The sequence below is a fragment of the Paractinoplanes rhizophilus genome, assembly GCF_042664765.1.
GTDB lineage: Bacteria > Actinomycetota > Actinomycetes > Mycobacteriales > Micromonosporaceae > Actinoplanes > Actinoplanes rhizophilus.
Genome location: NZ_JBHTBJ010000064.1, coordinates 1 through 26,022 on the forward strand (window position 1 = coordinate 1; position 26,022 = coordinate 26,022).

At 70.6% G+C, this 26,022-nt stretch carries 26 protein-coding genes; 6 read left to right on the forward strand and 20 right to left on the reverse strand.

What is annotated here, in order from left to right; all coding sequences use genetic code 11:
- The 5 genes from ACFQS1_RS38455 to ACFQS1_RS38475 all read right to left on the reverse strand — a co-directional run.
- Positions 1 to 658 (reverse strand): electron transfer flavoprotein subunit alpha/FixB family protein (locus ACFQS1_RS38455; protein WP_378977613.1); only part of this gene is annotated, 658 nt, incomplete at its 3' end.
- A gap of 13 nt (positions 659 to 671) precedes the next feature.
- Positions 672 to 1,436, reverse strand: coding sequence for an electron transfer flavoprotein subunit beta/FixA family protein (locus ACFQS1_RS38460; protein ID WP_378977615.1), 765 nt, complete (start codon positions 1,434 to 1,436; stop codon positions 672 to 674).
- On the reverse strand, positions 1,433 to 3,058 hold the full coding sequence (locus ACFQS1_RS38465) for a flavin-containing monooxygenase (protein WP_378977617.1): 1,626 nt from the start codon (positions 3,056 to 3,058) through the stop codon (positions 1,433 to 1,435). Before ACFQS1_RS38465 ends, ACFQS1_RS38460 begins: the two co-directional genes overlap by 4 nt.
- A 566-nt stretch (positions 3,059 to 3,624) precedes the next feature.
- A complete protein-coding gene (locus ACFQS1_RS38470; protein WP_378977619.1) occupies positions 3,625 to 4,377 on the reverse strand; it encodes an SDR family NAD(P)-dependent oxidoreductase in 753 nt (250 codons plus the stop codon).
- A 115-nt stretch (positions 4,378 to 4,492) separates the two neighbouring features.
- The gene (locus ACFQS1_RS38475) at positions 4,493 to 5,170 is read right to left on the reverse strand and encodes a TetR/AcrR family transcriptional regulator (protein ID WP_378977621.1); all 678 of its coding nucleotides are present in this window, start codon (positions 5,168 to 5,170) and stop codon (positions 4,493 to 4,495) included.
- An 87-nt stretch (positions 5,171 to 5,257) separates the two neighbouring features.
- On the opposite strand from ACFQS1_RS38475, the gene ACFQS1_RS38480 reads away from it, so the two are divergent.
- On the forward strand, positions 5,258 to 6,652 hold the full coding sequence (locus ACFQS1_RS38480; RefSeq protein ID WP_378977623.1) for an MFS transporter: 1,395 nt from the start codon (positions 5,258 to 5,260) through the stop codon (positions 6,650 to 6,652).
- 49 nt (positions 6,653 to 6,701) lie between these two features.
- Positions 6,702 to 7,682, forward strand: a complete 981-nt coding sequence (locus ACFQS1_RS38485; RefSeq protein WP_378977625.1) for an alpha/beta hydrolase — start codon at positions 6,702 to 6,704, stop codon at positions 7,680 to 7,682.
- A 36-nt stretch (positions 7,683 to 7,718) separates the two neighbouring features.
- Here the strand turns inward: ACFQS1_RS38485 and ACFQS1_RS38490 are convergent, their stop codons facing one another.
- From ACFQS1_RS38490 to ACFQS1_RS38555, 14 genes are all read right to left on the reverse strand, one after another.
- Positions 7,719 to 8,111, reverse strand: coding sequence for a Zn-ribbon domain-containing OB-fold protein (locus tag ACFQS1_RS38490; protein ID WP_378977627.1), 393 nt, complete (start codon positions 8,109 to 8,111; stop codon positions 7,719 to 7,721).
- 10 nt (positions 8,112 to 8,121) lie between these two features.
- Entirely contained in the window at positions 8,122 to 9,324 is a 1,203-nt protein-coding gene (locus ACFQS1_RS38495) for a thiolase family protein (RefSeq protein ID WP_378977629.1), read from the reverse strand.
- Positions 9,321 to 9,758, reverse strand: coding sequence for a MaoC/PaaZ C-terminal domain-containing protein (locus tag ACFQS1_RS38500; RefSeq protein WP_378977631.1), 438 nt, complete (start codon positions 9,756 to 9,758; stop codon positions 9,321 to 9,323). The genes ACFQS1_RS38495 and ACFQS1_RS38500 overlap by 4 nt, the downstream gene beginning before the upstream one ends.
- Positions 9,759 to 9,777: 19 nt before the next feature.
- On the reverse strand, positions 9,778 to 10,290 hold the full coding sequence (locus tag ACFQS1_RS38505) for an FAS1-like dehydratase domain-containing protein (protein WP_378977633.1): 513 nt from the start codon (positions 10,288 to 10,290) through the stop codon (positions 9,778 to 9,780).
- Between the two features lie 11 nt (positions 10,291 to 10,301).
- Positions 10,302 to 11,621 carry an ABC transporter substrate-binding protein gene (locus ACFQS1_RS38510; protein WP_378977635.1) on the reverse strand — a complete coding sequence of 440 codons (1,320 nt, stop codon included), beginning with the start codon at positions 11,619 to 11,621 and terminating at the stop codon, positions 10,302 to 10,304.
- 79 nt (positions 11,622 to 11,700) lie between these two features.
- Positions 11,701 to 12,726 carry a branched-chain amino acid ABC transporter permease gene (locus ACFQS1_RS38515; protein ID WP_378977637.1) on the reverse strand — a complete coding sequence of 342 codons (1,026 nt, stop codon included), beginning with the start codon at positions 12,724 to 12,726 and terminating at the stop codon, positions 11,701 to 11,703.
- On the reverse strand, positions 12,723 to 13,610 hold the full coding sequence (locus ACFQS1_RS38520) for a branched-chain amino acid ABC transporter permease (protein WP_378977639.1): 888 nt from the start codon (positions 13,608 to 13,610) through the stop codon (positions 12,723 to 12,725). Before ACFQS1_RS38520 ends, ACFQS1_RS38515 begins: the two co-directional genes overlap by 4 nt.
- A gap of 2 nt (positions 13,611 to 13,612) precedes the next feature.
- The gene (locus ACFQS1_RS38525; RefSeq protein ID WP_378977641.1) at positions 13,613 to 14,320 is read right to left on the reverse strand and encodes an ABC transporter ATP-binding protein; all 708 of its coding nucleotides are present in this window, start codon (positions 14,318 to 14,320) and stop codon (positions 13,613 to 13,615) included.
- The gene (locus ACFQS1_RS38530) at positions 14,317 to 15,087 is read right to left on the reverse strand and encodes an ABC transporter ATP-binding protein (RefSeq protein WP_378977643.1); all 771 of its coding nucleotides are present in this window, start codon (positions 15,085 to 15,087) and stop codon (positions 14,317 to 14,319) included. Before ACFQS1_RS38530 ends, ACFQS1_RS38525 begins: the two co-directional genes overlap by 4 nt.
- Complete coding sequence (locus ACFQS1_RS38535; protein ID WP_378977645.1) at positions 15,084 to 16,364, reverse strand: CaiB/BaiF CoA transferase family protein; 1,281 nt, start codon at positions 16,362 to 16,364, stop codon at positions 15,084 to 15,086. The genes ACFQS1_RS38530 and ACFQS1_RS38535 overlap by 4 nt, the downstream gene beginning before the upstream one ends.
- The gene (locus tag ACFQS1_RS38540) at positions 16,361 to 17,575 is read right to left on the reverse strand and encodes a CaiB/BaiF CoA transferase family protein (RefSeq protein WP_378977647.1); all 1,215 of its coding nucleotides are present in this window, start codon (positions 17,573 to 17,575) and stop codon (positions 16,361 to 16,363) included. The genes ACFQS1_RS38535 and ACFQS1_RS38540 overlap by 4 nt, the downstream gene beginning before the upstream one ends.
- A gap of 11 nt (positions 17,576 to 17,586) precedes the next feature.
- The gene (locus ACFQS1_RS38545; RefSeq protein ID WP_378977649.1) at positions 17,587 to 18,714 is read right to left on the reverse strand and encodes an acyl-CoA dehydrogenase family protein; all 1,128 of its coding nucleotides are present in this window, start codon (positions 18,712 to 18,714) and stop codon (positions 17,587 to 17,589) included.
- Positions 18,715 to 18,732: 18 nt separating this feature from the next.
- A complete protein-coding gene (locus tag ACFQS1_RS38550) occupies positions 18,733 to 19,911 on the reverse strand; it encodes an acyl-CoA dehydrogenase family protein (RefSeq protein ID WP_378977651.1) in 1,179 nt (392 codons plus the stop codon).
- 17 nt (positions 19,912 to 19,928) lie between these two features.
- Positions 19,929 to 20,771 carry a VOC family protein gene (locus ACFQS1_RS38555; protein WP_378977653.1) on the reverse strand — a complete coding sequence of 281 codons (843 nt, stop codon included), beginning with the start codon at positions 20,769 to 20,771 and terminating at the stop codon, positions 19,929 to 19,931.
- 241 nt (positions 20,772 to 21,012) lie between these two features.
- Here ACFQS1_RS38555 and ACFQS1_RS38560 point away from each other — a divergent pair, with 241 nt between their 5' ends.
- On the forward strand, positions 21,013 to 21,630 hold the full coding sequence (locus tag ACFQS1_RS38560; protein WP_378977655.1) for a helix-turn-helix domain-containing protein: 618 nt from the start codon (positions 21,013 to 21,015) through the stop codon (positions 21,628 to 21,630).
- Between the two features lie 100 nt (positions 21,631 to 21,730).
- Positions 21,731 to 22,567, forward strand: a complete 837-nt coding sequence (locus ACFQS1_RS38565) for an AAA family ATPase (protein WP_378977658.1) — start codon at positions 21,731 to 21,733, stop codon at positions 22,565 to 22,567.
- On the opposite strand, the gene ACFQS1_RS38570 is transcribed toward ACFQS1_RS38565, so the two are convergent.
- Positions 22,564 to 23,244, reverse strand: coding sequence for an alpha/beta fold hydrolase (locus ACFQS1_RS38570; RefSeq protein ID WP_378977660.1), 681 nt, complete (start codon positions 23,242 to 23,244; stop codon positions 22,564 to 22,566). The two genes, ACFQS1_RS38565 and ACFQS1_RS38570, sit on opposite strands and share 4 nt — an antisense overlap.
- Before the next feature lie 91 nt (positions 23,245 to 23,335).
- On the opposite strand from ACFQS1_RS38570, the gene ACFQS1_RS38575 reads away from it, so the two are divergent.
- Together ACFQS1_RS38575 and ACFQS1_RS38580 are read left to right on the forward strand one after the other, a co-directional pair.
- A complete protein-coding gene (locus tag ACFQS1_RS38575) occupies positions 23,336 to 24,631 on the forward strand; it encodes a VWA domain-containing protein (RefSeq protein WP_378977662.1) in 1,296 nt (431 codons plus the stop codon).
- A gap of 10 nt (positions 24,632 to 24,641) precedes the next feature.
- Positions 24,642 to 26,022 (forward strand): (Fe-S)-binding protein (locus tag ACFQS1_RS38580; RefSeq protein WP_378977664.1); only part of this gene is annotated, 1,381 nt, incomplete at its 3' end.

Sequence of the window (26,022 nt, forward strand, 5' to 3'; positions counted from 1 at the left end):
CCGCGCCGCCGAGCAGATCGGCCAGCTCCTCGACCAGCTTGAAGTTGTCGGCGTTGCCGACGCCGCGACCGCCGGCGACCACGATCGACGCCTCGGTCAGCTCGGGGCGCGAGCCCTTCTTCTCGGCGACTCGCTCGACCACCTTGGTCAGTTTGTCGGCCTCCGGGATGGCGACGGAGAGCTGCTCGATCGCCGGGGTCGCCGGCGCGGGGGAGGGGGCGACGGAGTTGGGGCGAAGTGTGATGATCGGCAGTCCCCGGGTGACCTTCGACGTCACGATCACGGTGCCCGCGAAGATCGCCTGGGTGGCGGTGCCGTCGGCGTCGACCGCGACCGCGTCGGTGAGCAGGCCGTTGTCGAGCTTCACCGCGAGGCGGGCGGCGATTTCCTTGCCCTCCTGGGTGGAGGCCAGTAGCACGGCGGCCGGCTGCTTCTCGCGTACCAGCGAGGCCAGCACGGTCGCCTTCGGCGCTACCAGGTAGCCCTCGATGTCCTCGCCCGCGGCGACGTAGACCTTCTCGGCGCCGTACTCGGCGAGCTGGTCGGAGACCTCGCCGAACACCACGGCGCTCGGCGACCCGAGCGAGCGGGCGAGGGTCAGCATCTCCAGGGTGACCTTCTTGACGCCGGCCTCGACGACAACCAGAACCTCAGCCATATCGGATGTCCTCTCAGACGAGCTTCTCGGCGGCCAGGTAGGCGACCAGCTCGGCGCCGCCCTCGCCGTCATCGGTGACCTTGATGCCGGCCGAGCGCGGCGGACGCGGCGCGAACGAAAGCACCCGGCTGGTCGGCTCGCCGGCCTCCATTCCGAGATCGGCGAGCGACAGGGTTTCGACCGGCTTCTTCTTGGCCGCCATGATCCCCTTGAACGACGGGTAGCGCGGCTCGTTGATCGTGTCCCACACGCTCACGACGACCGGAGTGGCGGCCGTGACCACCTCGTACCCGTCATCGGTCTGTCTTTGGGCCGTCAGGCGATCGCCGTCCACCGTCAGCGACCGGGCGCCGGTCAGCGCCGCCACCCCCAGCCGCTCGGCCAGCATGTGCGGCATCACCTGCACCCGGCCGTCGGTCGACTCGGCGCCGCAGAGCACCACGTCGGCGCGCAGCCGGTGCAGCGCCGCGGCGAGGACCTTGGAAGTGATCAGCGCGCAGGCGCCGTGCAGCGCCTCGTCGGTCACGTGCACGGCCCGGTCGGGGCCCATCGACAGCGCCTTGCGGATCGACTCGGTGGCGGACGGCGGGCCCATGGTCAGCACGGTCACCTCGCCGCCGTGCGCCTCTTTGAGCTTGAGCGCCTCCTCGATGGCGTACTCGTCCATCTCGTTGACGATGTTGCTCGCCGACGCCCGCTCGACGGTGTTGTCGCTCGCGTTCAGCGAGCGGGCCGAGCTCGAGTCGGGCACCTGCTTGACCAGGACGACGATGTTCATCGCGAAGCTCCGATCGGCGCGTCGAACACGAAACCCTCATAGCCGTTCGCGACCTGCTCGGCGCATCGCTGTTTGTAGCGATCGAACCCACCGATGTAGATCATGAAGACCCGCGGCTTGCCGGGGATGTTGGCGCCGACGTACCAGGAGTCGGCCTCGTTGTAGAGCGTCTGGCCGGCCGCCTGCTCGACCTCGAGGTTCCACCGCTGCTCCCACTCGGGCGCGGTGTCGATTCGCTGCCGGCCCGCGGCCTCCATGTCGGCGATCACCCCGGCCACGAAGTCGACCTGCCACTCGCCCGCGGTGATCATCTGGGCCAGCACGCCGGGGCTGCCCGGCCCGTGGATCATGAACAGGTTGGGGAAGCCGGCGACCAGGAACCCGAGGTACGTGGTCGGGCCGTCGGCCCACTTGTCGCGCAGGTCGCGGCCGTCGAGACCGGTGACGTTCATCCGGGTCATCGAGCCGGTCACCGCGTCGAACCCGGTGGCGAACACGATGATGTCGAGCTCGTGCTCGCCGGCCGTGGTGCGCAGGCCGGTCGGCGTGACCTCGGTGATCGGGTCGGCCCGCACGTCCACGAGGGTGACGTTGTCGCGGTTGTAGGCCTCGAAATAGCCGGTGTCCATGCAGATGCGCTTCGCGCCGATCGGGTACGTCTTGGGGCACAGCATCTCGGCGACCGCCGGATCCTTGACGATGCTGCGGATCTTGCCCCGGACGAACTCGGCCACGATCGTGTTGGCCTCGAGGCTCGTCCCGATGTCGCTGAAGGTGCGCATGAACAGCAGGCCGTTGCGGGCCGCCCACGCCTCCTCCAGGATCCGCAGCCGCTCCTCGGGCGTGTAGTCGAAGACCGACCGGTACTGCTCGTTCTCCATGTAGGACGCCGCGAAGTTGCCGAACATCGCCGCCCGCCGGTCCGGGTAGTTGGCCTTCCACGCCTGCTCGTACTCGGGGTCGGTGGCCCGGTTGTAGGCGGGCAGGCTGTAGGCCGGGGTGCGCTGGAAGACGGTCAGGTGCTCGGCGGTTCTGGCGATCACGGGTACGGCCTGGATGCCGGTCGAGCCGGTGCCGATGATGCCGACCCGCTTGCCCTCGAACGGCACGCCCTCCTTCGGCCACTTCGAGGTGTGGTACCACTGCCCGCGGAACGTGTCGAGGCCGGGGAAGGCGGGCACGTTGGTCGCGTCCAGGCTGCCGCACGCGGCGACGACGTACTTCGCGGTGGCCGTCCGCCCGTTCTCGGCGGCGATGTGCCAGCGGTTCTCGGCCTCGTCGAACCGCAGCCGGTTGACCCGGGTCTCGAACTCGATGTGCTCGCGCAGGCCGAACCGGTCGGCCACGTGGTTCGCGTACGCCTCCAGGTCGGCCTGCGGGGAGAAGTACTCGGGCCACTTCCAGTCCTGCTGGAGGCCCTCGTCGAACGAGTACGAGTACTGCATGCTCTCGATGTCGACCCGGGCGCCGGGGTAGCGGTTCCAGTACCAGGTGCCGCCGACGCCGTCGCCGGCCTCGAAGCAGCGCAGGCTCAGGCCCAGCTGCCGGATGCGGTGGATGGCGTAGAGGCCACTGAACCCCGCCCCGACGATGACGACGTCGTACTCCTCCGAGCCTGTCATGACTGCCTCCCGAGCTCCACGTTGCGAGCAGGTTAACCACTAACTAGTCACACCGTCAATCGAATGGTTCCACCGTCGATTCGCGTACCGAGTCGCGCGCACGATGGGGCGCGGCGGGCGCGCGGTGCGGGGTGCGCGGGGCCTGAGTGGCGGGGCGATCTTGATGAGTTGGCGTCCGAGCCGCGCACCGTTTCATCAAGATCGCGCGGGGCGGGGCGGGGCGGGGCGGGGCGGGTGCGCGGGGCGGGTGCGCGGGGCGATCTTGATGAGTTGGCGCTTACTGCGCGCCGCGCGTCATCAAGATCGCGAGGGTGGGTGGCGGGCGCGAGCGATCTTGATGAGTCGGCGTTCGCTCCGCGCGGCGGTTCATCAAGATCGGGGCGGGGCGGGGCGGGGCGTGGAGGGCGCGGGGAGTGGGGTGCGGCGGCCGCGGCCGATCTTGATGAGTTGGCGTTCGCTTCGCGCTGCGCCTTATCAAGATCGCGGCGAAGGGAGGGCGCGGCGCGGGGAGGGGCGCGGGGGAGGGCTGCGGCGCGGGGAGTGGGGCGGGGCGGGGTGGGGTGGGGTCAGTGGGGGGTGGGGCCGGCCATCAGGCCGCCGTCTATGTAGATCTCGGAACCTGTGATCCAAGAGGATTCGTCGCTCGACAGGAAGACGTGTAAGTCGGCGATGTCTGAGGGCGTTCCGTGCCGGCCGATCGGCGGATGCGTTGCCACGGCGTCCTCGCGCCCGAAGCGCAGCGACGCGGTCATCGGGGTGTCGACGCCGCCGGGGTGGATCGAGTTGACCCGGATGCCCCACGGGCCGAGCTCGACCGCCGCCACCTTGGTGATGCCGCGGACGCCCCACTTGGACGCGCCGTACGCCACCATGTTGGCCAAGCCGACGAGGCCGGCCGTCGACGAGGTGTTGACGATCGAGCCGCCGCCGCGCGCCCGCATCGGGGTCGCGACCGCCCGCATGCCGAGGAAGACGCCGCGCAGGTTGACCGCGATGATCCGGTCGAAGCCCTCGGCCGACTGCTCGACCAGCGGCGCGGTCCGCCAGATGCCGGCGTTGTTGAGCAGGATGTCGATGCCGCCGAACGCCGCCTCGGCGGTGCCGACCACGGTCTCCCAGCTGCCCTCGTCGCTCACGTCGTGGCCGACGGCGACGGCGTTGTCGCCCAACTCCTTGGCGAGCGCCGCCGCGGCCGGCAGATCGATGTCGGCGAGGACCACCCGGGCGCCCTCGGTGATGAATCGGCGCGCGGCCCCGGCCCCCATTCCCATCGCGGCGCCGGTGATGACTGCGACCTTGCCCTCGAGCCTGGAGACCATTTGTCTGCCCTCGCGTCAGCCGTGAGCCTTTCGACGCGGCCAGGCGGAAAGGCTCAGTGGGTAGCTATTGCAGCAAGCTACCCACTGACGCGACACAGTGTCAATTAAACAAACGTCACGCCTTTCGGCGCCGCTTGGGCTCCTCCGCGACCTTGCCGATGGCGGCCATCCACGTCGTCGCCATGACGTCGAGGACGCGGCGCTCGTCGAACTGCTGTCCGCGCAGGAACAGCTCGAAGTAGTAGCGCAGCGGGGCCAGCAGGACGCTCGCATACACCTCGGCGTCGCGGGCGCTGAGCGTCGGCGTGCCGTTGCGCAGCGCGTCGGCGAGCTCGGCCACCTCGGTGGACTGCTGCGCCACCCGCAGCGCGAGGATCTCGGGCTCGATCGACGCGGCCTCCTGGACCGGCCGCGCGTACGGCGCGATGGTGTTCCACTCCCGCATGGCGAGGGCCAGCCAGCCGCGGATCGAGGCGATGGTCGGCGAGTGCGCGATCGGGCTGAGGTCGGCGTACACGTCGTGGAAGTGATCCTTGCCGCGCTCCATGAGCTCGCTGATCAGATCGCTTTTCGACTTGAAGTGCAGGTAGAAGGTGGCACGGGTGGCGCCGGCCCGGTCGGCGATCTCGTCGACGGTGGCCTTGGCGTAACCGCGCTCGGCGAAGATCTCGATCGCCGCGTCGATCAGTCGCGTGCGGGTGAATTCCCGCTGCGCCGCGCGCATCCGCCCGCGGGGGCGGGCGCGGCTTTCCGATGCCTCGGCCGGGGCGTCGGGTGTCGTCGGATTGGCCATCCGCTCATTCTAGGCACTGGAAGCTTCGCACACACACCGGTCGCATCGTCTATAGAAAAGACACTATGTCAAACGTATGCTGCGGTGGTGCGAAGAGCCGTGCCGCCCGCGATCACTCTCACCGTGCTCGCCGTCAGCGTCTGTGGGTACTCCCTGGCGGCGACCCAGCTGCTTCCCGCACTGCCGCGCCTGCAGGTGGCGTTCGGCGCCTCGCCGAGCGCGGTCGCCTGGGTGTTCACCGCGTACCTGCTGGTCTCCGCGCCGGCGACGCCGCTGGCCGGCCGGCTCGGCGACATGTACGGCCGCCGCCCGGTGCTGGTCGCGGTGCTGACCCTGTTCCTGATCGCGTCGATCGGCTCGGCGCTGGCCCACAACCTGCCCGAGCTGATCGCCTGGCGCGCGCTGCAGGGCCTCGGCGGCGCGGTCGTGCCGCTGGCCTTCGGCGTGGTGGCCGACGTGCTGCCGGAGAAGCGGGTGTCGCTGGGGATGGCGATGCTCGGCGCGATGCTCGCGATCGGCGGCTCGGTCGGGCTGCTGCTCGGCGGCTTCCTGGTGCAGCACGCGCCGGTCGGCGTCATCTTCTGGACCTCGGCCGGCTTCGGCCTGATCGGCGTGGTCGGCAGCCTGCTGACCGTGCCCCGGTCGGCCGGGCGGACCGCGGGCCGGCTGGACGTCGCGGGCGCGGCGCTGCTCGCGGTCGGCCTGGTCACGCCGCTCATCGGGGTCAGCTTCGCGCCCCGCTGGGGCTGGGGTGACCCGCGGGCGCTGGCGCTGTTCGCCGCCGGGCTGGTCGTGCTGCCGCTGTGGTGGCGGCTGCAGGCCCGCCGCCCCGCGCCGCTGGTCGACACCGCGCTGCTGACGAGCCGGCCGATCGCGGCGACGATCCTCGCCACCGCGGTCATGGGCTTCGGGTTGTTCGGGGCGTTCAGCCTGGTGCCGCAGCTGGCCCAGGCGCCCGAGGCGGTCGGCGGCCTCGGGTTCACGGCGCTGGGCGCGGGCGTGCTGATGCTGCCGACCGCGACCGTCAACGCCGCCGTGGCGCCGCTGGTCGGCCTGGTGAGCCGGGCGCACGGCTCGAAGCTGCCGCTGCTGGCCGGCGCGCTGATCGCGGCGGCCGGGCTGGCCTGGCTGAGCGCCCGGCACGCGAGCCCGGCCGAGATCGCGATCGGCTGCGGCGTGCTGGGCATCGGCTTCGCCGCCTCGCTCGCCGCCGCGCCGAACATCATCGTCGGCTGGGCGCCCCGCGACCGGACCGGCGCGGCGCTGGCCGCGAACACGCTCGCCCAGAACCTCGGCTCGTCGGTCGGCTCGCAGGTCGGCGTCTCGATCGTGGCCTCCCGGGTCGGCGCGGACGGCCTGATCCCGGCCGGCTACACCTGGGCGTTCGCGGTGGCCGCCGGCATGGCGGTGGTCGGCGCCGGGTTCGCCGCGCTGGTGCTGGAGCCGCCGGTGACAGTCGAAGAAACCACTCTCTTGACGTAGCGTCCAGCGAACATACGCTTAGTCCATGGGATACTCATACGATCCAGAGTTGGCAGCAGTCGTCGAGGTGCTTCCGGTCCTCGACATCAGCGACCTGGCCGCCGCGCGCGCCCAGATGCTCCAGATGCGCGAGGCGATGCCCGCGTTCGAGCCGCCCGCCTCCCTCGACATCACGAAACGCTCGATCCCCGGCCCGGCCGGCGATCCGGACGTCGAGATCACCGTCATCCGGCCACGCGGCGCGGCGGCAGAAGGCCCCGGCGGCGCGGCAGAAGGCCCCGGCGGCGCGGCAGAAGGCCCCGGCGGCGCGGCAGAACGGCCCGGTCTGCTGTGGATCCACGGCGGCGGCTTCGTCCTCGGCGACGTCGAGGGCGACATGCCGGTCGCGGCGGGCCTGGCCGAGGGCGCCGGCGCGGTCGTCGTCTCGGTCGAGTACCGGCTGGCCCCCGAGCATCCCTTCCCGGCGCCCGTGGAGGACTGCTACGCGGCGCTGACGTGGACCGCGGAGCACGCCGCCGAGCTCGGCATCGACCCGGGCCGGCTGGCCGTGGGCGGGCTCAGCGCCGGCGGGGGACTGGCCGCCGCCGTGGCCCTGATGGCGCGCGACCGGGGCGGTCCGGCGCTCTGCTTCCAGCTGCTCGACATCCCCGAGGTCGACGACCGGCTGAGCACGCCGTCGATGAAGCAGTTCACCGACACGCCGCTGTGGCATCACCCCAACGCGATCCTCAGCTGGGAGGCGTACCTCGGGCCCGGCCACAACGGCGACACCTCGCCGTACGCGGCGCCGGCCCGGGCCACCGACCTGAGCGGGCTGCCGCCGGCGTACGTGGTCACCTGCGAGTTCGACCCGCTGCGCGACGAGGGCATCGAGTACGCCCAGCGGCTCATGCAGGCCGGTGTCCCCACCGAGCTGCACCACTTCCCGGGCACGTTCCACGGCTCGTCCGGGGCCGGCGCGGGCACGGCGATCTCCGAGCGGATGGTCGCCGAGCGCACCGAGGCGCTGCGCAGAGCACTTCACAAATGAGAAAAGAGGCCCGGTGGGGATCCACCGGGCCTCATCTCAAACGGTGTACTTCAGCAACGTTATGTCGGGGTGGTCCTCGAACACCGGTCTGACCCGCATGCCCACCTGCAACGCGGCCGGTTCCACGCCGACCATCTCGGTGGTCAGCCGCGGCCCCTCGGCCAGCTCGACGACCGCCAGCAACTGCGGCACCGCGTCCTGCCACGGCGGCGCGGTCGGGCGATCCGCCACCGTGAAGGTGTAGAGCGTGGCCTCCCCCGACACCTCCCGCCATTCCAGGTCGTCGGCGAGCGTCCGCGGGGCCAGCACCCGGGGATAGAAGACGTACTGCTGCGCCGACGGCGAGTACTGGATGCGCACCTTGTGCTCGCGCAGCCCGTCCCAGTACGGCTGGGTCACCGGGGTCGGCTCCGGCAATGGCTTGTCCATCTTCCGCTCCTCAGTTGCCCTCGAGGATGAGCGCGACCTGCTCGCTCATGATCCCGCCGTTGCCCGATACGAAGGCCCGGTTGCAGTCGCGCACCTGGGCGTCCCCGGCCCGGCCCATGATCTGCCGGGCGCCGTCGACCACGTGGTGCATGCCGCCGGCCATGCCGGCCTGCCCGAACGAAAGCTGCCCGCCCGCGGTGTTGAGCGGGAAGTCGCCGGCGTACGTCAGGTCGTGGGAGGCCATGAACTCCATCCCCTTGCCCTTCTCGCAGAAGCCGGCGTCCTCGACGCTCATCAGCACGGTGATCGTGTAGCAGTCGTAGATGGACGCCATGTCCATGTCGGACCGTCGCAGGTCGGCCATGTCGAACGCCCGGTCGGCCGCCTTCGAGATCGGCGAGCGCAGCAGGTCCTCCGCGTACGTCGGGGTCTTGAAGGCGATGTGCTCGCCGAACCCCTTGACCCAGACCGGCCGGTTGCGCGCGCGGCGGGCGACGTCGGCGCTGGTCACGATGACCCCGGCGCCGCCCATGCAGGGCATCACGATCTCCAGCCGGTGCAGCGGGTCGGCGATCATCGGGCTGGCCAGCACGTCGTCGATGGTGATCGGCCGGCCGTGGAAGACCGCGTCCGGCGTCGCGCACGCGTTGGTGCGCTGGTCGGCCGCGATCTTCGCGACCGCGCGCGGGTCGTACCCGAACTCGGCCGCGTACCGGCGGGCGATCTGCGCGTACGGCGCGTTCTGCCCGAGGTTGCCGTACGGGATCTCGAACTCCGCCTGCGGCGAGCCGAAGTTGTTGCTCGAGGCCCCGAAATACCCGAACTCCTTGGGCGGCCGCTGCTTCGACGCCGGCAGGTTGTACGCGCCGGGCACGATCACCAGCACCGCCTCGCACAGGCCGAGCTCGATCGCGGCCGCCGCCCGCCAGACCATGCCGGCCGAGGTGGCCCCGCCGAGGTCGACCACCTCGCCGTAGTTGATCGGGATGCCGAGGTACTCCGACAGCGTCGCCGGGGCGAACATGTCGGACTCGGCGATGCCGTGGGTGACCAGGCCGTCGATCGACGACCCGTCCAGCCCGGCGTCGTCCAGCGCCGCCTTGGCCAGCTTCGCGTACTGCTCGATGGTGAACAGCTGCGGCCGGGTCGGCTTGCGTTCCGGGGGGAGCTCGACGAAGCCGACGATCGCCGCCTCCCCGCGCAGCCCGGTCATGACGCTCGCTTCGGCAGGGCCACGGTGGCGGTGCCCGGCATGAGCACCTCGCCTTCGCCCTTCTCGCCGTGGATGGCCAGGTCGACCAGCGTCTGCCCGTCCTCCTCCCGGGTGCCGGTCACCTTCCCGACGAACCGGAGCTCCTCGCCGGGGTAGGCGCTGGCCCGGTTCTGGATCGAGTAGCGGACCAGCCGGCCGCCCGGCCCGGCCCAGTCGGTGAGCGCGCGGGCCAGCAGCGCCGCCTGCAGCGGGCCGTGCACCAGGATGTCGGGGTAGCCCTCGACGTCCTTCGCCCAGGTGCGGTCGTAGTGGATGCGGTGGCCGTTGTAGGTGGCGGCGCTGAAGAAGAACATCTGGGTCGCGTCGACGGTGATCGCGAGGGTGGGGATCTGGTCACCCTCCTGCACGTCGTCGAAGAAGATCTGCGAGGTCATGGCTGCCTTTCTGCGGAACCTAGGGACGGGCGATCATCGAGGCCTTGTTCACGGCGACCACCGTCCCGTCCTGGCGGGTGTACGTGGTCGTCGAGGTGACCAGGACGAACGCCCCGGACCGGCCCTTCTTCTCCTGGATGTCGGTGACGGTGCGGACGGCCGTGATGACATCACCGTCGTAGAGCGGCTCGTAGAACGTGATGTCCTCGCCGCCGGCCATCCGCCGTGGGCACTTGGGCAGCGGGATGTCGCCCGAGCCGGTGCCGCCGGGGATCCCGTCCGGCCGGAGCTTGTCGAGGTCGGCCACGCCGAGCACGACGTACTGGAAGTACAGCGGCGGCGCGATCACGTCCCGGTAGCCGGCCGCCCGGGCGTGGTCGGCGTCGAAGTAGAGCGGGTTGCGGTCCTTGACCGCGGCCGCCCAGCGCTGGAACTCCTTCTTGACGACGATGCCGGACGACTCGTTGGTGACCTTGCCGATGAAGGCGCGGGCCTCGTCGGAGATGAGTGGTTCTTCCTGTACCTGGGTCACAGCAAGCCCTTCTACTTGTACGACTTGAACTTGACTTGCCCGTTGAGGTCGATCGTGTCGACCGTGGACAGCGTCTTGGCCTTGGCGTCCCACTTGCCGATGACCATCCCCTCGACCAGGTACGGGTCGTCCGGGGTGGTCTCGAGGGTGAGACCTTCGACAAAGATGATCTTGGACAGGTCCGGCTTGAGGTTGTGCGCCGCGTCCATCACGTCGGCGCGGGTGACCGCGGCGGCGTTGGTGACCGACTGGGCGAACAGCGCGGCCATGTTCCAGCCGCCGACACCGGCCGAGACCGGCAGCTTCACGTTGTTCTTGTCGAACTGCGGCTGGACCCACTTGCGGAACAGCGCCACCTTGGGGTCGCTCGCCAGCGCCGGGTCGTCGACGTTGATGCTGCTGCCGGTGAGCAGCCCATCGCCGGCCCCCGGGTTGAGCTGGGACAGCTGGGCGACGCTGATCGGCGCGGCGATGATCTGCGGCTTCCACTCGGTGTGGCCGGAGACCAGGTTGATCGCCTGGAGCATCTGGGCGCCGAGCGCGATCACGATGATCACGTCCGCCTTGGTGGCGGCGAGCGTGGTGACCTGGCCGGAGAGGTCGGCGTCGGTGGTCTCGAAGGTCACCTCCTTGGCGATCTTCACCTGGCTGCCGTCGATGCCGTCCTTGAACGAGCCGACCTCGGCCTTGCCGTAGTCGTCGTGCTGCGACATGATCGCGACGGTCGCGTTCGGCGAGTGCTTCTTGAGGTAGTTGGCGTAGGTCAGGCCCTCGCCCGAGTAGACCGAGACCGGCCCGTTCATCGCCCAGGGGTAGCCGGGGTCGCCGAGCTCGGGCGCGCCGGCCGTGGCGAACAGGTCGGGCACGCAGCCGTTGTTCACGATCGGCCGGATGGCCTGGTTGGCCGAGGACCCGACGATGCCCAGCAGCGCGAAGACCTTGTCGTCGTCGACCAGCTTCTGCACGTTGGCCTTGGTCGTCGCGACCTGGTACTGGTCGTCCTTGTAGACGACCTCGACCTTGCGCTTCTTGCCGTCGGCGCCCGCGATGCCGCCCTCGGCGTTGACCATGTCGAAGTAGCCGAGCATGCCCCACAGGCCCACGCCGACCGTGGCGAACGGCCCGCCGAGGGCGCCGCTGTAACCGATCTTGATGGTGTCGTCGGTGACGCCGACGGTCGGCTGGTAGTCGGTGCAGGTCTTGGTCAGGTAGGCGGTCTTCTCCGAGCCGGCGCCGCCGCCGGCCACGCTCTGCGAGACCGCGCCGCCGCCGCAGCCACTGGTCACCAACGCCAAACAGGCCGCGACGGAGAGGAAATGCAACCTTTTCATGATCATGCCCTTCCTGGAAACGGGTGTGGAAGGCCGCCCCACCGGCGACGCCGGCGGGATTGAAGGAAAATGTCGGGATTTAGACGAGCTCTTTGGCGGGTACTTCCGGGGCGGGCGCGGGACGAACCCGGGTCGGTGGCAGCGGACCCCGGATCCGGGCGCCCAGCTTGGCGAGCAGGCCGCCGAGACCCTGCGGCAGCACCAGCAGGATGAGGATCAGCACGACGCCGTAGATCAGCGGGGTCAGCAGGGGGCTGAGCCCGGCCGAGCTGATCGACTGCGGCGCGTACACGATGAACAGACCGCCGAAGATGGGGCCGATCAGCGTGCCCGCGCCACCGATCGCCATGCCCGCGAGCAGGTAGATGGCGAGCAGCACGGAGAAGTCGCCCGGGGCGACGAACTGGTTGGTGACGACGAACATCCAGCCGGCGACGCCGCAGACGGCGGCGCTGGCGCCGAAGACCAGGACCTTGGTCACGCTGACATTGATGCCCACCGTGTGCGCGGCGATCTGATGATCCCGTACGGCGAGCAGCGAGCGCCCGATCCGGCTGTCCAGCACGTTGCGCACGATCACCCAGATCACCACCAGGCCGGCTAGCAGCACCCAGTAGTTGAAGGCGACGGTGGAGATGCCCCAGGACGCGGGGGCGGTGAGCGGGTCGACGTTCATGCCCGGGGTGCCGCCGGTCTGGGCGGAGAACTTCACCGGGATGGTGGGGAAGATGATGGCGATCGCCAGGGTGGTGAGCGCCAGCCGGATGCCGGTGATCCGCAGCGCCGGCAGGCCGGTGAGCGCGCCGAGGACGAAGGCGAGGAGCACCGCGACCGGCAGCGCCGCCCAGTACGACCAGCCCGCGTGCTGCACCAGCAGGGCGGTGGCGTACGCGGCGAGCCCGATGTAGGCGCTCTGTCCGATGGAGATCTGCCCGGCCAGCCCGGACAGCAGGTTGAGGCTCATCACGCCGACCGCCGTGTAGATCACCTGCTGGAGGTTGACCAGGGTGGGACCGCCCACCCCGAACGGCAGGTACGCGGCGACGGCGAGCAGGACCAGCCAGGCGGCGGGGACGGTGGCCCGCCGCGCGAAGTCGGTGTTCATACGCGTTCCACCTGTCGCTTTCCGAACAGGCCCTCCGGCTTGACCAGCAGGACGATGATGATCGCGGCGAAGGCCACCGCGAGCTGCAACTGCGTGCCGATGAACGAGATGTAGCCGCCGGCCAGCGCCTGGATCACGCCGAGGGCCACGCCGCCGACCAGGGCGCCGACATAGCTGTCCATCCCGCCGAGCACCGCCGCTGCCATGCCGTACAGCAGCAGGGTTTGCATCATGTTGGTGCTGAGGAACAGGTCGGGCGCGACCATCGCGCCGACCAGGGCGCCGAGCGCGGCCGACAGGCCCCAGCCGAACGCCAGCATCCGCGACGGGTTGACGCCGAGCAGCTGCGCGGAGGTCGGGTTCATCGCGGCGCCGGTCATCGCCAGGCCGATCCGGGTCTTCGCGAACAGCAGCCGCAGGCCGGCCGCGACCAGGATGAGCAGCACGATCGAGCCGAGCTTGTGGTACGAGATGGAGACGCCGCCGAGATGCCAGCGGCCGTCCGGGAACGGCGACTCCAGGCGCTGCACATCGAGCGTGAACAGCCAGCCGGCCAGCGCGTTGATGCCGAGGAACAGGCCCATCGTGACCATCGACTGTCTCAGGTGGTCGGCCGTCTCGAACGGCCGGATCACGAACCGTTCGAGTCCGGCCCCGAAGCCGAAGCCGAAGATCATGCCGCCGATGATCGCCACCACGATCGGCACGCCGAGCCCGCCGCCGGCCAGCTCCCAGATGATGAAGGTGCAGAACATCGCGATCTCACCGGTGGCGAAGTTGAGCAGGCCGGTCGCGCGGTAGACCAGGACGAGCGCGAGCGCGATCGACCCGTACAGCACGCCGCTCTGCACCCCGTCGATGAGGCGTTGGATGAGCAGGGTCATCGTCAGCTCCCCAGGTAGGCGCGGCGGATGCCGTCGTCGTCGAGCAGGTCGGCGGCCTTGCCGTGCAGCACGACCCGGCCGGACTCAAGGACGTAGCCGCGGGTGGCGATCTTCAGGGACAGGTTGGCGTTCTGCTCGACGATCAGCATCGAGGTGCCGAACTGCTGGTTGATCGCCTCGATCTTCTGGAACAGGCTGGCGGTCACCATCGGCGCCAGCCCCATCGAGGGCTCGTCCAGCAGCAGCATCTTGGGCCGGTTCATCAGCGCCCGGGCGACCGCGAGCATCTGCTGCTCGCCCCCGCTGAGGCTGCCGGCCGCCTGCTTGCGGCGCTCGGCCAGGATCGGGAACAGCTCGAACCAGGTGTCGAACGCGTGCCGCTCGCGCCCCTTGAGCAGGTGCCCGCCCATCCGCAGGTTGTCCTCGACGGACAGGAACGGGAAGGTGCCGCGGCCTTCCGGGATGTGGCCGAGCCCCATCTTCGCCCGGGCGTCGGGCTTGCTGCGGCTGATGTCGACGCCGCCGAACCGTACGCGTCCCTTGCTGCCGATCAACCCACTCAGCGCGCGCAGGGTGGTGGTCTTTCCGGCGCCGTTGGCGCCGAGCACCACGACGATCTCACCCTCGTCGACATGGATCTCCAGGTCTTCGAGTACGGAGATGGGCCCGTACCCCGCCGTGAGGCCGGTCGCCTCCAGCATCGCCGTCATGCCGACACCCCCAGGTACGCCTCGATGACTGCCGGGTTCTTGGAGACCTCGGCCGGGGTGCCGGTGGCCAGGACCTTGCCGAGGTTGAGCACCACGATGTGGTCGGAGATCGACATCACCAGGCCCATGTGGTGCTCGACCAGCACGATGGTGACGTCGAACTGCTCGCGGACCCGGGCGATGTAGCCGCCGAACTCGGCGACCAGGCCGTGGCTGAGCCCGGCGGCCGGCTCGTCGAGCAGCAGCAGCCGCGGACGCGACATCAGCGCCCGGGCCAGCTCGACCCGCTTGAGGATGCCGAACGACAGACTGGACGCCGTCGCGTGCTCGTACCGCTCGAGCTCGAGGTGCTCGAGGATGTCGAACGCCTCCTCGCGCAGCCGGCGCTCCTTGCCGCGCTGGCCGAACCCGTGGGTGGCGCAGCTGAACAGCCCGCTGGTGTGCCGGTTGTATCCGCCGAGCAGCACGTTCTCCAGCACGGTCTGGCGCGGGAAGAGCGCGAGGTTCTGGAACGTGCGGCCCACGCCCAGCCGGGCCACCGCGTGCGGCCGCTTGTTGCGCACGTCCACGCCGTCGACCAGGATCCGGCCCTCCTGCGGCCGGTAGAGCCCGCCGACGCAGTTGAACAGGCTGCTCTTGCCGGCGCCGTTCGGCCCGACCACCGCGCACAGTTGCCCGCGCTCGACGGAGAAGCTGAGCCCGGCCAGGGCCCGTACGCCGCCGAAGCGCAGTTCGACGTCCTGGACGTCCAGCATCGGGGCGCTCATGCGAACTGCTCATCGGTGACGAGCCGGCGGCTGACGAGGTCGTCGTACTTCTCGTCGCCGTACCCGAGCAGGGTCTTGTAGACGTACTCGTTGTCCTCGCCGAACCCGGGCAGGGGACGGCCGAACGCGAGGTCGAAGCCGTCCGCCCGCCACGGGTGCCCCGGGTAGCGGTAGGTGCCGACCGACGGGTGCGAGCGTGCCTTGAACCACTCCCGCGCGGCCAGGTGGGGATCGGCCAGCAGGCGCAGTTCGCTCATCACCTCGGCGGCCGGCACCCGCACCGCCGCCAGCCGCCGGACCACGTCGTCCGACGACAGCGGCGCGCACCACGCGGCGATGCCGTCGCGCAGCGCCCGCGAGTTGGCCCGGCGGTCGGCCGCGGTGCGGCCCAGCGCCGTCCACCCGGCGTCGCCGACCACGCCGGTCAGCGCCGCCCAGTCCCGGTCGTCGCGGATCGACACGACCACCCAGCGGTCGTCCTCCGCGGTCCGGAACGCGTCCTGCAGCAGGGCCGGATCGGTGTTGCCGAGCACCGCCGGCTTCCGGTCGTTCATCTGGTAGTCCAGGAAGAACTCGCCGATGTCCTGCATGACGTTCTCGGCCTGGGCGAACTCGACCAGCCCGCCGCGGCCGGTGACCTCGCGGTCCCACAGGGCGGTCAGCACGGCGAACGCCAGGCCGGCCGGCGCCGACTCGTCCATGTGGTAGTTCTCGCCCGCGCTGTCCGGCGGCTCGCCCTCGTACCCGTCCATGGCGGCGATGCCCACCAGCGAGTTGAAGTTCGGGCCGTACCCGAGGTAGTTGCTCATCGGGCCGGTCATGCCCATCGGGGGCATCCGCGCGACGATCAGCCGCGGGTTCAGCTCGAGCAGGCGGTCGTGGCCGAGCCCGAGCTTCTCCAGCACCCCGTTGGTGTTGTTCTCCACCAGCACGTCGCTGATCTCGATGAGCCGCAGCGCCGCCTCGTGGCCCTCGGGGGTTTCGAGGTTCATGCAGGCGGCCAGCTTGTTGCGGGCGTGCCAGTTGAAAAGAGCGGTGCGATCGTACGGGCGGGGCTCCGGCTTGCCGTCCGGGTAGGTGTTGCGGCTCCACCCGGAGTTGGCCACCGACGCGTTCGTGGTCCGGGCCGAGGCCTGCCGGCTGACCCGGTTGTTGCCCTCGATCCGGATCACCTCGGCGCCGAGATCGCCGAGCAGGGCGGTCGCGCCCGGTCCCGACCACACCACGGTCAGGTCGACCACGCGGATGCCGTCCAGGGGAAGGTTCGTGTCGGTCATGGCTGCACCACGCTCATCTCCAGTTCCGCGGTGACCTCGGCGGTGTGCTCGCCCAGCCGGGGGGCGGTGTGCCGGATCTCGAAGCCGTCGCGCATCCGCCACGGCGCGCCGAGGTAGTCCAGCCGCCCGGCGACCGGGTGCTCGGCGGTCACGAAGGCGCCCCGCTCCCGGAAGTGCGGGTGCGCGTACAGCTCGTCCATCTCCAGGAATGCGGTGCACGGGATCCGCGCGGCCTCCGCGTCCGTCATGATCTGGATCTTGGGCCGGGCGGCGAACCAGGCCTTGAGGTAGTCCATGAACTCGTCCCAGTCGTCGCCCAGGTGCGGGCGGTCCAGGAACTTGCCCAGGAAAACCTCGTCGCCCGCGCCGATCAGCCGGATCAGCCGGTTCCAGAACTCCTGGTTCGTTATGTAGATCATCACGAACCCGTCGGCGGCCCGGAACGGGCCGGTGAAGGTGGCCGCCCCGCGGTGCGCGCTGCGCACCCCGCGCGGCGCGTTCACTCCGGAGTATTCGGCGGTCAGCAGGTACGACGCCCGCCGGTCGGCGCTGGAGAGCAGCACCTCCTGCCCGGACACGTCGATCGTCGAGCCCCGGCCGGTGCGCCGGGCGTGGTAGAGCCCGGCCAGCGTGGCCTCGCCGGCGGTCCGGCCGATGGTGTACTGCTCGAGCAGCCCCGGCTTGCGTTGCGGCGCCCGGTGCGCGTCGCCGGTCGCGTTCATCGGGCCGCCGGTCGCCTGCAGCACGATGCCGGTCGCCTCCCGGTCCCGGTACGGGCCGGTCTGGCCGAACGGCGAGATCCGGGTGACCACCAGCCGGGGGTTGGTCGCGCGCAGCTCGTCCGGATCGAGCCCGAGCCGCTCGAGGTGCCCGGGCCGGAACGACTCGACCACCGCGTCGGCCCGGGCGATCAGCCGCTTGACCAGCTCGAGCCCCTCGGTGCTGCGCAGGTCCACGGCGATCGAGCGCTTGTTGGTGTTCAGGTGCAGGAACAGGGGGTTCGCCTCGGGGTCGGGCCGCTCGCCGGGTACGAGGGCCCAGCGGCGGCTGTGGCTGCCCGCACCCGGCTTCTCGATCTTGACGACGTCGGCGCCGAAGTCGGCGAACATCTTGGTCGCGAACTCGCCCGCGACCCACCGGGAGAGATCGACGACGCGCAGGCCGTTGAACACCTGCCGCCGGGTGTCCGCGCGCGAGGGAGAGGACGTCATCGCGGGCCGCCCTACCGCGCCAGGCCGAGTTCGCGCTGCAGCCAGCCGGCCGCGACGTCGGCGGTGCCGCCCTTGATCTCGGTGACCTTCGCCCGCTCGGACCACAGGTGCAGGTCGGTCTCGCGGACGTAGCCCATGCCGCCGTGCAGCTGGTGCGCGGTCAGCGTGGTCCACTTGTACGCCTCGCTGGCGCGCATCTTGGCGATGGCCACCGCCCGGCGGGCCACGTCGCCGCGGCCGAGCCACCACACCGCCTGGGCGGCCGAGAGCCGGGCGCCCTCGATCGCGATGCGCATGTTGGCCACGTGGTGCTGGGCCGCCTGGAAGCTGGCGATCGGCCGCTTGAACTGCTCGCGCACCTTGACGTAGTCGACGGTGCGCTCGAGCACCGCGGTCGCGCCGCCGACCATCTCCATGCACTGCAGGGCCACCAGGGCGTTGGCCACCCAGGCCAGGTCGTCGGTGGACGGCCGGTCCAGCACCTCGGCGTCGGTCGCCCGGTAGTCGTGCAGCTCGATGCGGGCCTGCTTGTCGCCGGCGAAGGTGCTCAGCGCGGTCACCTCGAGGCCGTCGCGCGCGGGGTCGAGCAGGACGCCGATGGTGCGCTCGGGCTCGGGGAAGGCCGAGGCGCGCGCGGTGACCAGGATCGTCTCGGCGGTGGCGCCGTTGCCGACGAACATCAGCGTCCCGCTCAGCGACCAGCCGTCCCCGGTGCGCTGGGCGACCAGGCCGGGGCGCAGGTCGGCGGCGTCCGACGGGTTGCCGACCGCGGCCGTCGCCCGCAGGTCGCCGGCGACCAGGCGGGGCAGGTACGCCGCGCGCTGCTCGGCCGAGCCCAGCCGGGCCAGGGCCACCGCGAAGCCGAGGGTGTCGTAGACGGCCGTCGGGCAGAGCGCCCGGCCCGCCTCGGCGAAGACCAGGCCCAGCTCGAACAGGCCCGCCCCCTCGCCGCCGTACTGGTCGTCGACCGCGATGCCGAAGACGCCGGCCTTGGCCAGGGTCTTCCACAGGTCGGTGGGGATGCCGTCGGAGCCGGGCTCCTTCATCTTGCGGACCAGGGCCGGCGGGCAGGCGTCGGCGAACAGGTGCCGGAGCATCGTGGAAAGTTCCCGCTGTTCCTCGGTGAGGGTCAGTCGCATGATCATTTGCCTTTCGGATCAGCGCCCGTAGCCGGGCATGCCGTGCCCGCGCTGGGCGATGACGTCGCGCAGCACCTCGTTGGCGCCGCCGCCGAAGCGCAGCAGGGGTGCGCTGCGGTAGAGCTTTTCGAAGCCGCCGCCCGGAACCGCGAACGGATCGGAGCCGCTGAGCACGCCGTCCAGGCCGAGCATCTGGGTGCCGAGGTCGGCGATGCGCTGCCGCAGCTCGGAGGAGAAGATCTTCTCGGCGGTCACCGCGACGGTCGGGATGCCGCCGGTCTCGAGCAGCGACGCGGCCTCCATGCCCATCAGCACCGCGACGTCGACGTCCGCCTCGAGCTGGGCGATCCGGCGGCGGACGTCGGGGTTGTCCATCGGCCGGGTGCCGTCCGAGCGGACCACCCGGGCCGCCTCGATGATCTCGTCGACCGCGCGGCGCAGGTCGCCGGCGTTGGTCAGCGCGCCGCGCTCCAGGTCGAGCGCGCCGGTGATGTACTGCCAGCCGCGGTTGACCTCGCCGATCAGGTTGGTCCGGGGCACGCGTACGTCGGTGAAGAAGGTCTCGTTGGTGCGGAACCCGTCCCAGGTGATCAGCGGGCGGATCTCGATGCCGGGGGTGTCGATCGGCACCATGATCACCGAGATGCCGCGGTGCTTGGGCGCCTCCGGATCGGTCCGCACGCACAGCCACTCGTGGCTGGCCACGTGCGCCTGGCTGTTCCAGATCTTCTGGCCGTTGATGACCCACTCGTCGCCGTCCAGCTCGGCCTTGGTGCGCAGGCTGGCCAGGTCGGTGCCGGCGTTCGGCTCGGAGTAGCCGACCGCGCAGGTGATCTCGCCGCGGGCGATCGGCGGCAGCCACTCCTGCTTGTTGATCTCGGTGCCGTTGCGCATGATCATCGGGGCCACCGAGGTGACCGTCAGGTCCGGCCCGGGTGCGCCCCAGTACTCGAACTCGTTCACCAGGATGTGCTGGTAGATCGGGCCGAGCGCGAGGCCGCCGTACTCCTTGGGCCAGTTGAGCCCGAACCAGCCCTTCTCGCCCACCTTGCGGCGGAAGTCGAGCAGGACACCGTCGTTGGACTCGTAGCCGCGCTCCTTGCGCAGCGTCAGCAGCTCCGGCGAGAAGTTCTCGGCCAGGAAGGCGCGTACCTCCTCGCGCCAGGCGCGCTGGTCGTCGTCGAGTTCGAATTCCATAACGTCTCCTGTTCGGCTCAGGCCAGTGCCGGTGCGACCGGCACGGAGTTGAAGAGCAGGCTCACGCCGAGGGCGGGCACGACCTCGGTCTTGGACCAGCCCATGCCGGCCGGCGTGATCGGCAGGCCGGCGGGCGCGGCGGCCTCGACGGCGATGCCGCGCACGCCGATCGGGTACGGCCCGCCCTCGTCGTACGCGGACTCGTGGATCAGCAGCAGGTGCGCCCCGGACGGCCAGCGCAGCCGGACCATGTCGTCGGTGACGATCAGCCGTTCGGCCCGCAGCACGTCGCAAAACAGCCGCGCGGCCCGATCGAGGTCGCGCACCCGGACGACGAGGTACGACAGGGCGGACGGCTCGCCGCCGGGCTCCGTCTCCCACGGGCGGGGGAGCAGCAGATCGCGGCCCGGCCCCTTGGTCGGGTCCCCGTCGCCCTGGGCGATCTGGATGAGGACCCCGAGGCCGGTGTCCCGCGGGTGCAGGAAGCCCTCGTGCCAGCCCGGGTTGTCCAGCGACACGAGCACCGGCTCGATGCCGAACGCCCGCACGTCGCGCAGGATCGCCCGCAGGTTGTCGGTCTTGAAGGTGATGTGGTGCGGACGGTTCGGCCCGGCGGCGAGGAACTTGCCGACGAACGAGCCGCCCCGGTCGGGCTCGGTGAGCAGCTCGATCCGGGTGTTGTTGCCGTAGGCCAGCTGGCAGGCGTTGAAGGCGGGCGTGCGGATGCCGTAGCGCCAGCGGCCATGGAGGGCGTCGACGAGCACGTCCCGGGGATCGGTCCAGGACGTCACCGCGAACGCCAGATGGTCGAGGACCACGGACGGTTTCGCCGGGACGGGTTCGGAGGTTGATTGCGCCATGACTTCCCCACCGTTCAGATAGCCCACAGGTCTTGATAGGTGAGCGTGTATCTAGTGAGACGACATAGTGTCTAGGCTTCAATTGATTGAGGAATCTAGGACTGGCTAGACACTGTGTCAAGAAGGTTTCCGGCCGTTTACAAACCGCGCCGATCCGGTGTTCTGTAGGTCCATCACCGTGCGCGACGGGGGGAAGATGAGGATGGACGCGAACATCGGGACCGATCGGGGAGGGGCCGCGATGACCGAGGGAGCCGAGGCCGACTCGCTGACCGTCTCCGCGCAGAACTTCGCCGCCGAAATGACCCGGCTCGGCCGGATTCTGCGGGCCGCGCGGGGCGACCGCTTCAGCCTGGAGACCCTGGCCGAGCGCTCCGGGGTCAGTGCCGGCCTGCTCAGCCAGATCGAGCGCGGCATCGGCAATCCGTCGTTCCAGACGCTACTGCGCGTGGCCGGCGCGCTCGGCATCTCGCTGGTCGAACTGGTCGACTCGAGCAACTCCGAGCACGCGCCCGACCACTACGTCGTGCGCCGGCACGAGCGGCGGACGATGGCCTGGCCGCTCGAGCAGATCTCCTTCGAGTTGCTCACCCCGCGCGGGCAGCGCGAGGTCAACGTGCTGCGGTCGGTGCTGCCCCCGCACTCCCGGGTGCAGGGTTTCTACGACCCGCAGTACTACCGCGGCACCGTGTGCCTGTACGTGCAGCGCGAGTCGGTCGCGGTCGGGATGGCCGACGGCAGCCGCGTGCTGCACGCCGGCGACACCCTGACCTGTCGCAGCGAGCAGATCAGCACGGTCGGGAACCCCGGCGCGGTGGCCGCCGAGCTGCTCACCATCACCACCCCCGGCGGCCTCTGAGCGGGGCCTCCGCCGACCTCGCCGACGCTCCAACCATTCGATTGACAGCGTGTCTAGTGCATGCTTCGATGAATTGAAGGTCGGCCCGGCGGGAGGCGTCATGGAGATCGGCGAAAGCAAAGAGGACGTCGCGGCGAGCCTGCGTGGGGTGGGCTATCTGGCCGACACCACCACCGCCGCGACGGTGCTGCTGGCCGAGCGGCTCGGCCGGCCACTGCTCGTCGAGGGCCCGGCCGGCACCGGCAAGACCCAGCTCGCCAAGAGCTTCGCCGAGGTGACCGGCCGGCGCCTGATCCGCCTGCAGTGCTACGAGGGGCTGGACGAGGCCCGGGCGCTGTACGAGTGGGACTATCGCAAGCAGTTGCTCGGCATCCAGGGCGGGTCGGCAGAGGGCGTCTTCGGCGAGTCGTACCTGATCGAGCGCCCGCTGCTCGAGGCGATCCGCGCGAGCGACCCGGTGGTGCTGCTGATCGACGAGGTGGACCGGCTCGACGTCGACACCGAGGCGCTGCTGCTCGAGGTCCTCGCCGAGTTCCAGGTCTCGATCCCCGAGCTGGGCACGGTGCGCGCCGCTCAGCGGCCGGCGGTCTTCCTGACGTCGAACAACAGCCGCGACCTGTCCGACGCGCTGAAACGCCGGTGTCTCTTCCTGTTCCTGGACTATCCCACTCCCGAGCGGGAGGCCGAGATCGTCCGGGCGGCGGTGCCCGGCCTGCTGCCGCACCTGGCCGGCCAGGCCGCCGCGATCCTGCGCAGCCTGCGCCGGCTCGACCTGCGCAAGGCGCCGTCCATCTCGGAGTCCCTCGACTGGTGCCGCACGCTGTGCGTGCTCGGCGTCGAGGAGCTCGACGACGCGGCGGTCGACGGCACGCTGCAGGTGCTGCTGAAGTACCAGAGCGACATCGAGCTCGCGCGCAAAGAGCTGCTCGGCACCTAGCCTGCCGCCTTCTGGTTCTCCGTGAGGAACGCGAGCGCCGCGTTCATCGCCTTCATCGAGGAGGGCGTGGCGAAATGATCGGTGCGGGGCAGCACCACCAGCGACGCGCCGGGGAGGCGCTCGGCCAGCCGGGTCGCCGGCCCGGCGAAGTCGTCCGCGCCGATGACCAGCAGCGTGGGGTTGGTGATCCGGCCGAGGTCGGGGGCGAGCGGCCGCTGCGGCCGGCGCAGCACGGCGGCCAGCGCGCCCTGGTCGGCTCGGGGCGCGGCCAGGAGGCGGCGGAAGACCTGCGACGCCGGGTCGTCCGCGGTGGCCGTGCCGTCCAGCGCGCCCAGCACGTCGGGCAGCGGGCGGGCCGGGTCGGGCTCGGCCAGGCCGACGACCGGGTCGCCCACGCCCATGATGACCAGCCGGCGGAACCGGGACGGGTCGTCGGCGGCCAGCCGCAGCAGGATCAGGCCGCCCATCGAGAAGCCGATCGCGTCGACCGGCGCGAGCCCGGCCGCCGAGGAGAAGGCGTGCTCCTCGAGGCCCTCGGAGCCGGCCGGGGCCGAGCCCGCGTGACCGAGCAGGTCCCGGCCGACGACCGTGCGGCCGAGGTCGGCCAGCACGTCCACCCAGCCGTTGCGCCGCCAGTCGTTCTCGAACGAGGAGCCGAAGCCGTGCACCAGGAGCACAGCCGGTGCATTCTGAAGACGGGATGTCGAGTTGCTGGACACAATATCTAGGTTCGCAAACGAGCTGCGCCGTGTCGAGATCCCGATCTCGATGGCCGAGCTCACCGACGCGGTCGAGGCGACCCGGACCGTCCCGCTGGGGGAGCGGGACGACCTGCGGGTCGCGCTGCGCGCCACGATGATCAAGCGCATCGAGCACCTGGAGGCGTTCGACGTCGTCTTCGACCTGTTCTTCGGCGACGTGCGCCCGGCCCCCGCCAGCGCCACCGCTGCCGCCGCCGGCGACGACGCCTTCGCCGCCCTGAGCGACGAGGGGCTCGCCGGGGTGCTCCGCGACGCCGTGCTGGCCGGCAACCGCCCGGTGCTGCGCCGGATCAGCGCGGCCGCGGTCGACCGGTACGCCGAGATGGAGCCCGGCCGCCCGGTGGCCGGCCGCGCCTACCTGTTCCGGGTGCTGCGCCGGCTGGACCTGGAGAACCTGGTCGCCGAGGACCCCGGCGGATCCGGCGCGCTCGCCGACCGGCTGCGGCGCGACCGGATTGAGGCCACCGTCGCGTACGTCCAGTCGGCCGTGGAGCTGGAGATCCGCCGCCGCCTGGTCGCCGACCGCGGCGCCGAGGCGGTCGCGCGGCTGGTCCGGCCGCCGCTGCACGACGCGATCGGCTTCATGAACGCGTCCAGCGCCGAGATCGCCGCGATGCGCCGGGGGATCGCGCCCCTGGTCCGCAAGCTCGGCCTGCGGCTGGCCCGGCAGAAGCGCCGCGGCCGCCCGGGCCGGCTGGACTTCCGGCGCACGATCCGCTCCGCGCTGTCCACCGGCGGCACCCCGGTGCAGCTGCGCTTCAAGCCGCCGGCCAAGCCCAAGCCCGAGCTCATCGTGATCGCCGACGTCTCCGGCTCGGTGGCCACGTTCGCGCGCTTCACGCTCCAGCTGCTGTACGCCATGCGTCTGCAGTTCCGCCGGATCCGCACCTTCGCGTTCATCGACGACCTGGTCGAGGTCACCGACGTGCTGGCGAACAGCGTGACCGCCGAGCAGGCGTTCGCGACGATCACCGCCGACCCCCGGCTGATCTGGCTGGACGGGCGCTCGGACTACGGCCACGCGCTGGAGACGTTCGACGCGCGGTACGCGTCCTCGGCCCTCACCGGGACGGCGACCGTGCTGATCCTGGGCGACGGCCGGAACAACTACCGCGCCGCGCAGGAGGACCGGTTGCGCCTGCTCGCCCGCCGCGTCGCCCATGTGTTCTGGCTCAACCCGGAGCGCCAGGTCAACTGGGACACCGGCGACTCGGCCATCCACCTCTACGCGCCGTACTGCGAGCGCGTGGTGGAGTGCGCCGACCTCGCCCAGCTCCGCGACTTCGCCGATCGTCTCGTCTGAAGGGCACCCCATGGGCACTGCGCAGATTGTCGCCACCGTACTGGCCGGCGCCGTCACGATCACCGCCGTCGTGCTGGCGTTGCGGGCGGTCCGGACGATCGTCTCGGTGATCCGGCGGGGGCAGCCCGATCCGGCCCGCTTCGCCGGCAAAGCCGCCCGGACCCGGACGATGCTGCGGGAGACGCTCGGTCATACCCGGATGCTGAAGTGGTCGGCGATCGGCGCGGCGCACTGGTTCGTGATGGTCTCCTTCCTGATCCTGTTCCTGCTGGTGGTGGAGGCGTACTTCGAGGTCGCCGACCCGTCGGCCGGTTTGCCGGTCATCGGGCACTGGATCGTCTACGGCTTCGTCACCGAGTGGATCGGCATCTTCGGCCTGGCCGGGATCCTCTACCTGATCTTCGTCCGCCAAAGGGCGATCCGAGCCCCGAGAAGCAGGTTCCTGGGCTCGACGATGTGGCAGGCCTACTTCGTCGAGGGCGTGATTCTCGGCGTACTCGTGTGCGGGTTTTTGATCCGGGGTTTCAAGGTCGCCAACGGCACGTTCGAGTTCCCGGGCTGGGCGACGCCGTTGTCGCACGCGGTGGGCAGTGTCCTGCCGGAAGCGGGCGACGGGCCGACCTGGGTCGCGCTGGTGAAGTTGCTGATCTCGATGGGCTGGCTGATCACGATCGGGTTGAACCCGACGATGGGTGTCGCCTGGCACCGGTTCCTGGCGTTCTTCAACATCTTCTTCAAGCGCAGCCCGGAGAAGCCGGCTGGTTCCGGTCTGGGTGCGCTGCGGCCGATGATGAGCGCGGGCAAGCTGCTGGACTTCGAGGAGGCCGACCCGGAGAAGGACCAGTTCGGCGTCGCCACCATCGACCAGTTCACCTGGAAGGGCCTGCTCGACTTCGCCACGTGCACCGAGTGCGGCCGGTGCCAGTCGCAGTGCCCGGCGTGGAACACGGCCAAGCCGCTGTCGCCGAAGCTGATGGTGTTGTCGTTGCGGGATCACGCGTTCGACGTGCTGGCGATGGCCGAGAAGGCGCAGCAGCCGCTGATCGGCGACATCATCGACCCGGATGTGTTGTGGTCGTGCACCACGTGCGGGGCGTGTGTGGAGCAGTGCCCGGTGGACATCGAGCATGTCGATCACATCGTGGACATGCGGCGGTATCAGGTGCTGATCGAGTCGTCGTTCCCGGCCGAGGCCGGGGTGATGCTGCGCAACCTGGAGAACAAGGGCAATCCGTGGGGTGCGCCGCAGAACACCCGGGAGGACTGGACCAAGGGTCTGGGCTTCGAGGTGCCGCGGGCCGGTTCCGGCGCGGATTTCGAGTATTTGTTCTGGGTGGGTTGCGCGGGCGCGTTCGAGGATCGGGCGAAGAAGACCACCCGGGCGGTGGCGA

Coding starts and splice junctions, on each gene's coding strand:
- ACFQS1_RS38460 (WP_378977615.1), bottom strand. CDS start 1,436: ATGAACATCGTCGTCCTGGTCAAGCAGGTGCCCGACTCGAGCTCGGCC.
- ACFQS1_RS38465 (WP_378977617.1), bottom strand. CDS start 3,058: ATGACAGGCTCGGAGGAGTACGACGTCGTCATCGTCGGGGCGGGGTTC.
- ACFQS1_RS38470 (WP_378977619.1), bottom strand. CDS start 4,377: ATGGTCTCCAGGCTCGAGGGCAAGGTCGCAGTCATCACCGGCGCCGCG.
- ACFQS1_RS38475 (WP_378977621.1), bottom strand. CDS start 5,170: ATGGCCAATCCGACGACACCCGACGCCCCGGCCGAGGCATCGGAAAGC.
- ACFQS1_RS38490 (WP_378977627.1), bottom strand. CDS start 8,111: ATGGACAAGCCATTGCCGGAGCCGACCCCGGTGACCCAGCCGTACTGG.
- ACFQS1_RS38495 (WP_378977629.1), bottom strand. CDS start 9,324: ATGACCGGGCTGCGCGGGGAGGCGGCGATCGTCGGCTTCGTCGAGCTC.
- ACFQS1_RS38500 (WP_378977631.1), bottom strand. CDS start 9,758: ATGACCTCGCAGATCTTCTTCGACGACGTGCAGGAGGGTGACCAGATC.
- ACFQS1_RS38510 (WP_378977635.1), bottom strand. CDS start 11,621: ATGAAAAGGTTGCATTTCCTCTCCGTCGCGGCCTGTTTGGCGTTGGTG.
- ACFQS1_RS38515 (WP_378977637.1), bottom strand. CDS start 12,726: ATGAACACCGACTTCGCGCGGCGGGCCACCGTCCCCGCCGCCTGGCTG.
- ACFQS1_RS38520 (WP_378977639.1), bottom strand. CDS start 13,610: ATGACCCTGCTCATCCAACGCCTCATCGACGGGGTGCAGAGCGGCGTG.
- ACFQS1_RS38525 (WP_378977641.1), bottom strand. CDS start 14,320: ATGACGGCGATGCTGGAGGCGACCGGCCTCACGGCGGGGTACGGGCCC.
- ACFQS1_RS38530 (WP_378977643.1), bottom strand. CDS start 15,087: ATGAGCGCCCCGATGCTGGACGTCCAGGACGTCGAACTGCGCTTCGGC.
- ACFQS1_RS38535 (WP_378977645.1), bottom strand. CDS start 16,364: ATGACCGACACGAACCTTCCCCTGGACGGCATCCGCGTGGTCGACCTG.
- ACFQS1_RS38540 (WP_378977647.1), bottom strand. CDS start 17,575: ATGACGTCCTCTCCCTCGCGCGCGGACACCCGGCGGCAGGTGTTCAAC.
- ACFQS1_RS38545 (WP_378977649.1), bottom strand. CDS start 18,714: ATGCGACTGACCCTCACCGAGGAACAGCGGGAACTTTCCACGATGCTC.
- ACFQS1_RS38550 (WP_378977651.1), bottom strand. CDS start 19,911: ATGGAATTCGAACTCGACGACGACCAGCGCGCCTGGCGCGAGGAGGTA.
- ACFQS1_RS38555 (WP_378977653.1), bottom strand. CDS start 20,771: ATGGCGCAATCAACCTCCGAACCCGTCCCGGCGAAACCGTCCGTGGTC.
- ACFQS1_RS38560 (WP_378977655.1), top strand. CDS start 21,013: ATGACCGAGGGAGCCGAGGCCGACTCGCTGACCGTCTCCGCGCAGAAC.
- ACFQS1_RS38565 (WP_378977658.1), top strand. CDS start 21,731: ATGGAGATCGGCGAAAGCAAAGAGGACGTCGCGGCGAGCCTGCGTGGG.
- ACFQS1_RS38575 (WP_378977662.1), top strand. CDS start 23,336: ATGGCCGAGCTCACCGACGCGGTCGAGGCGACCCGGACCGTCCCGCTG.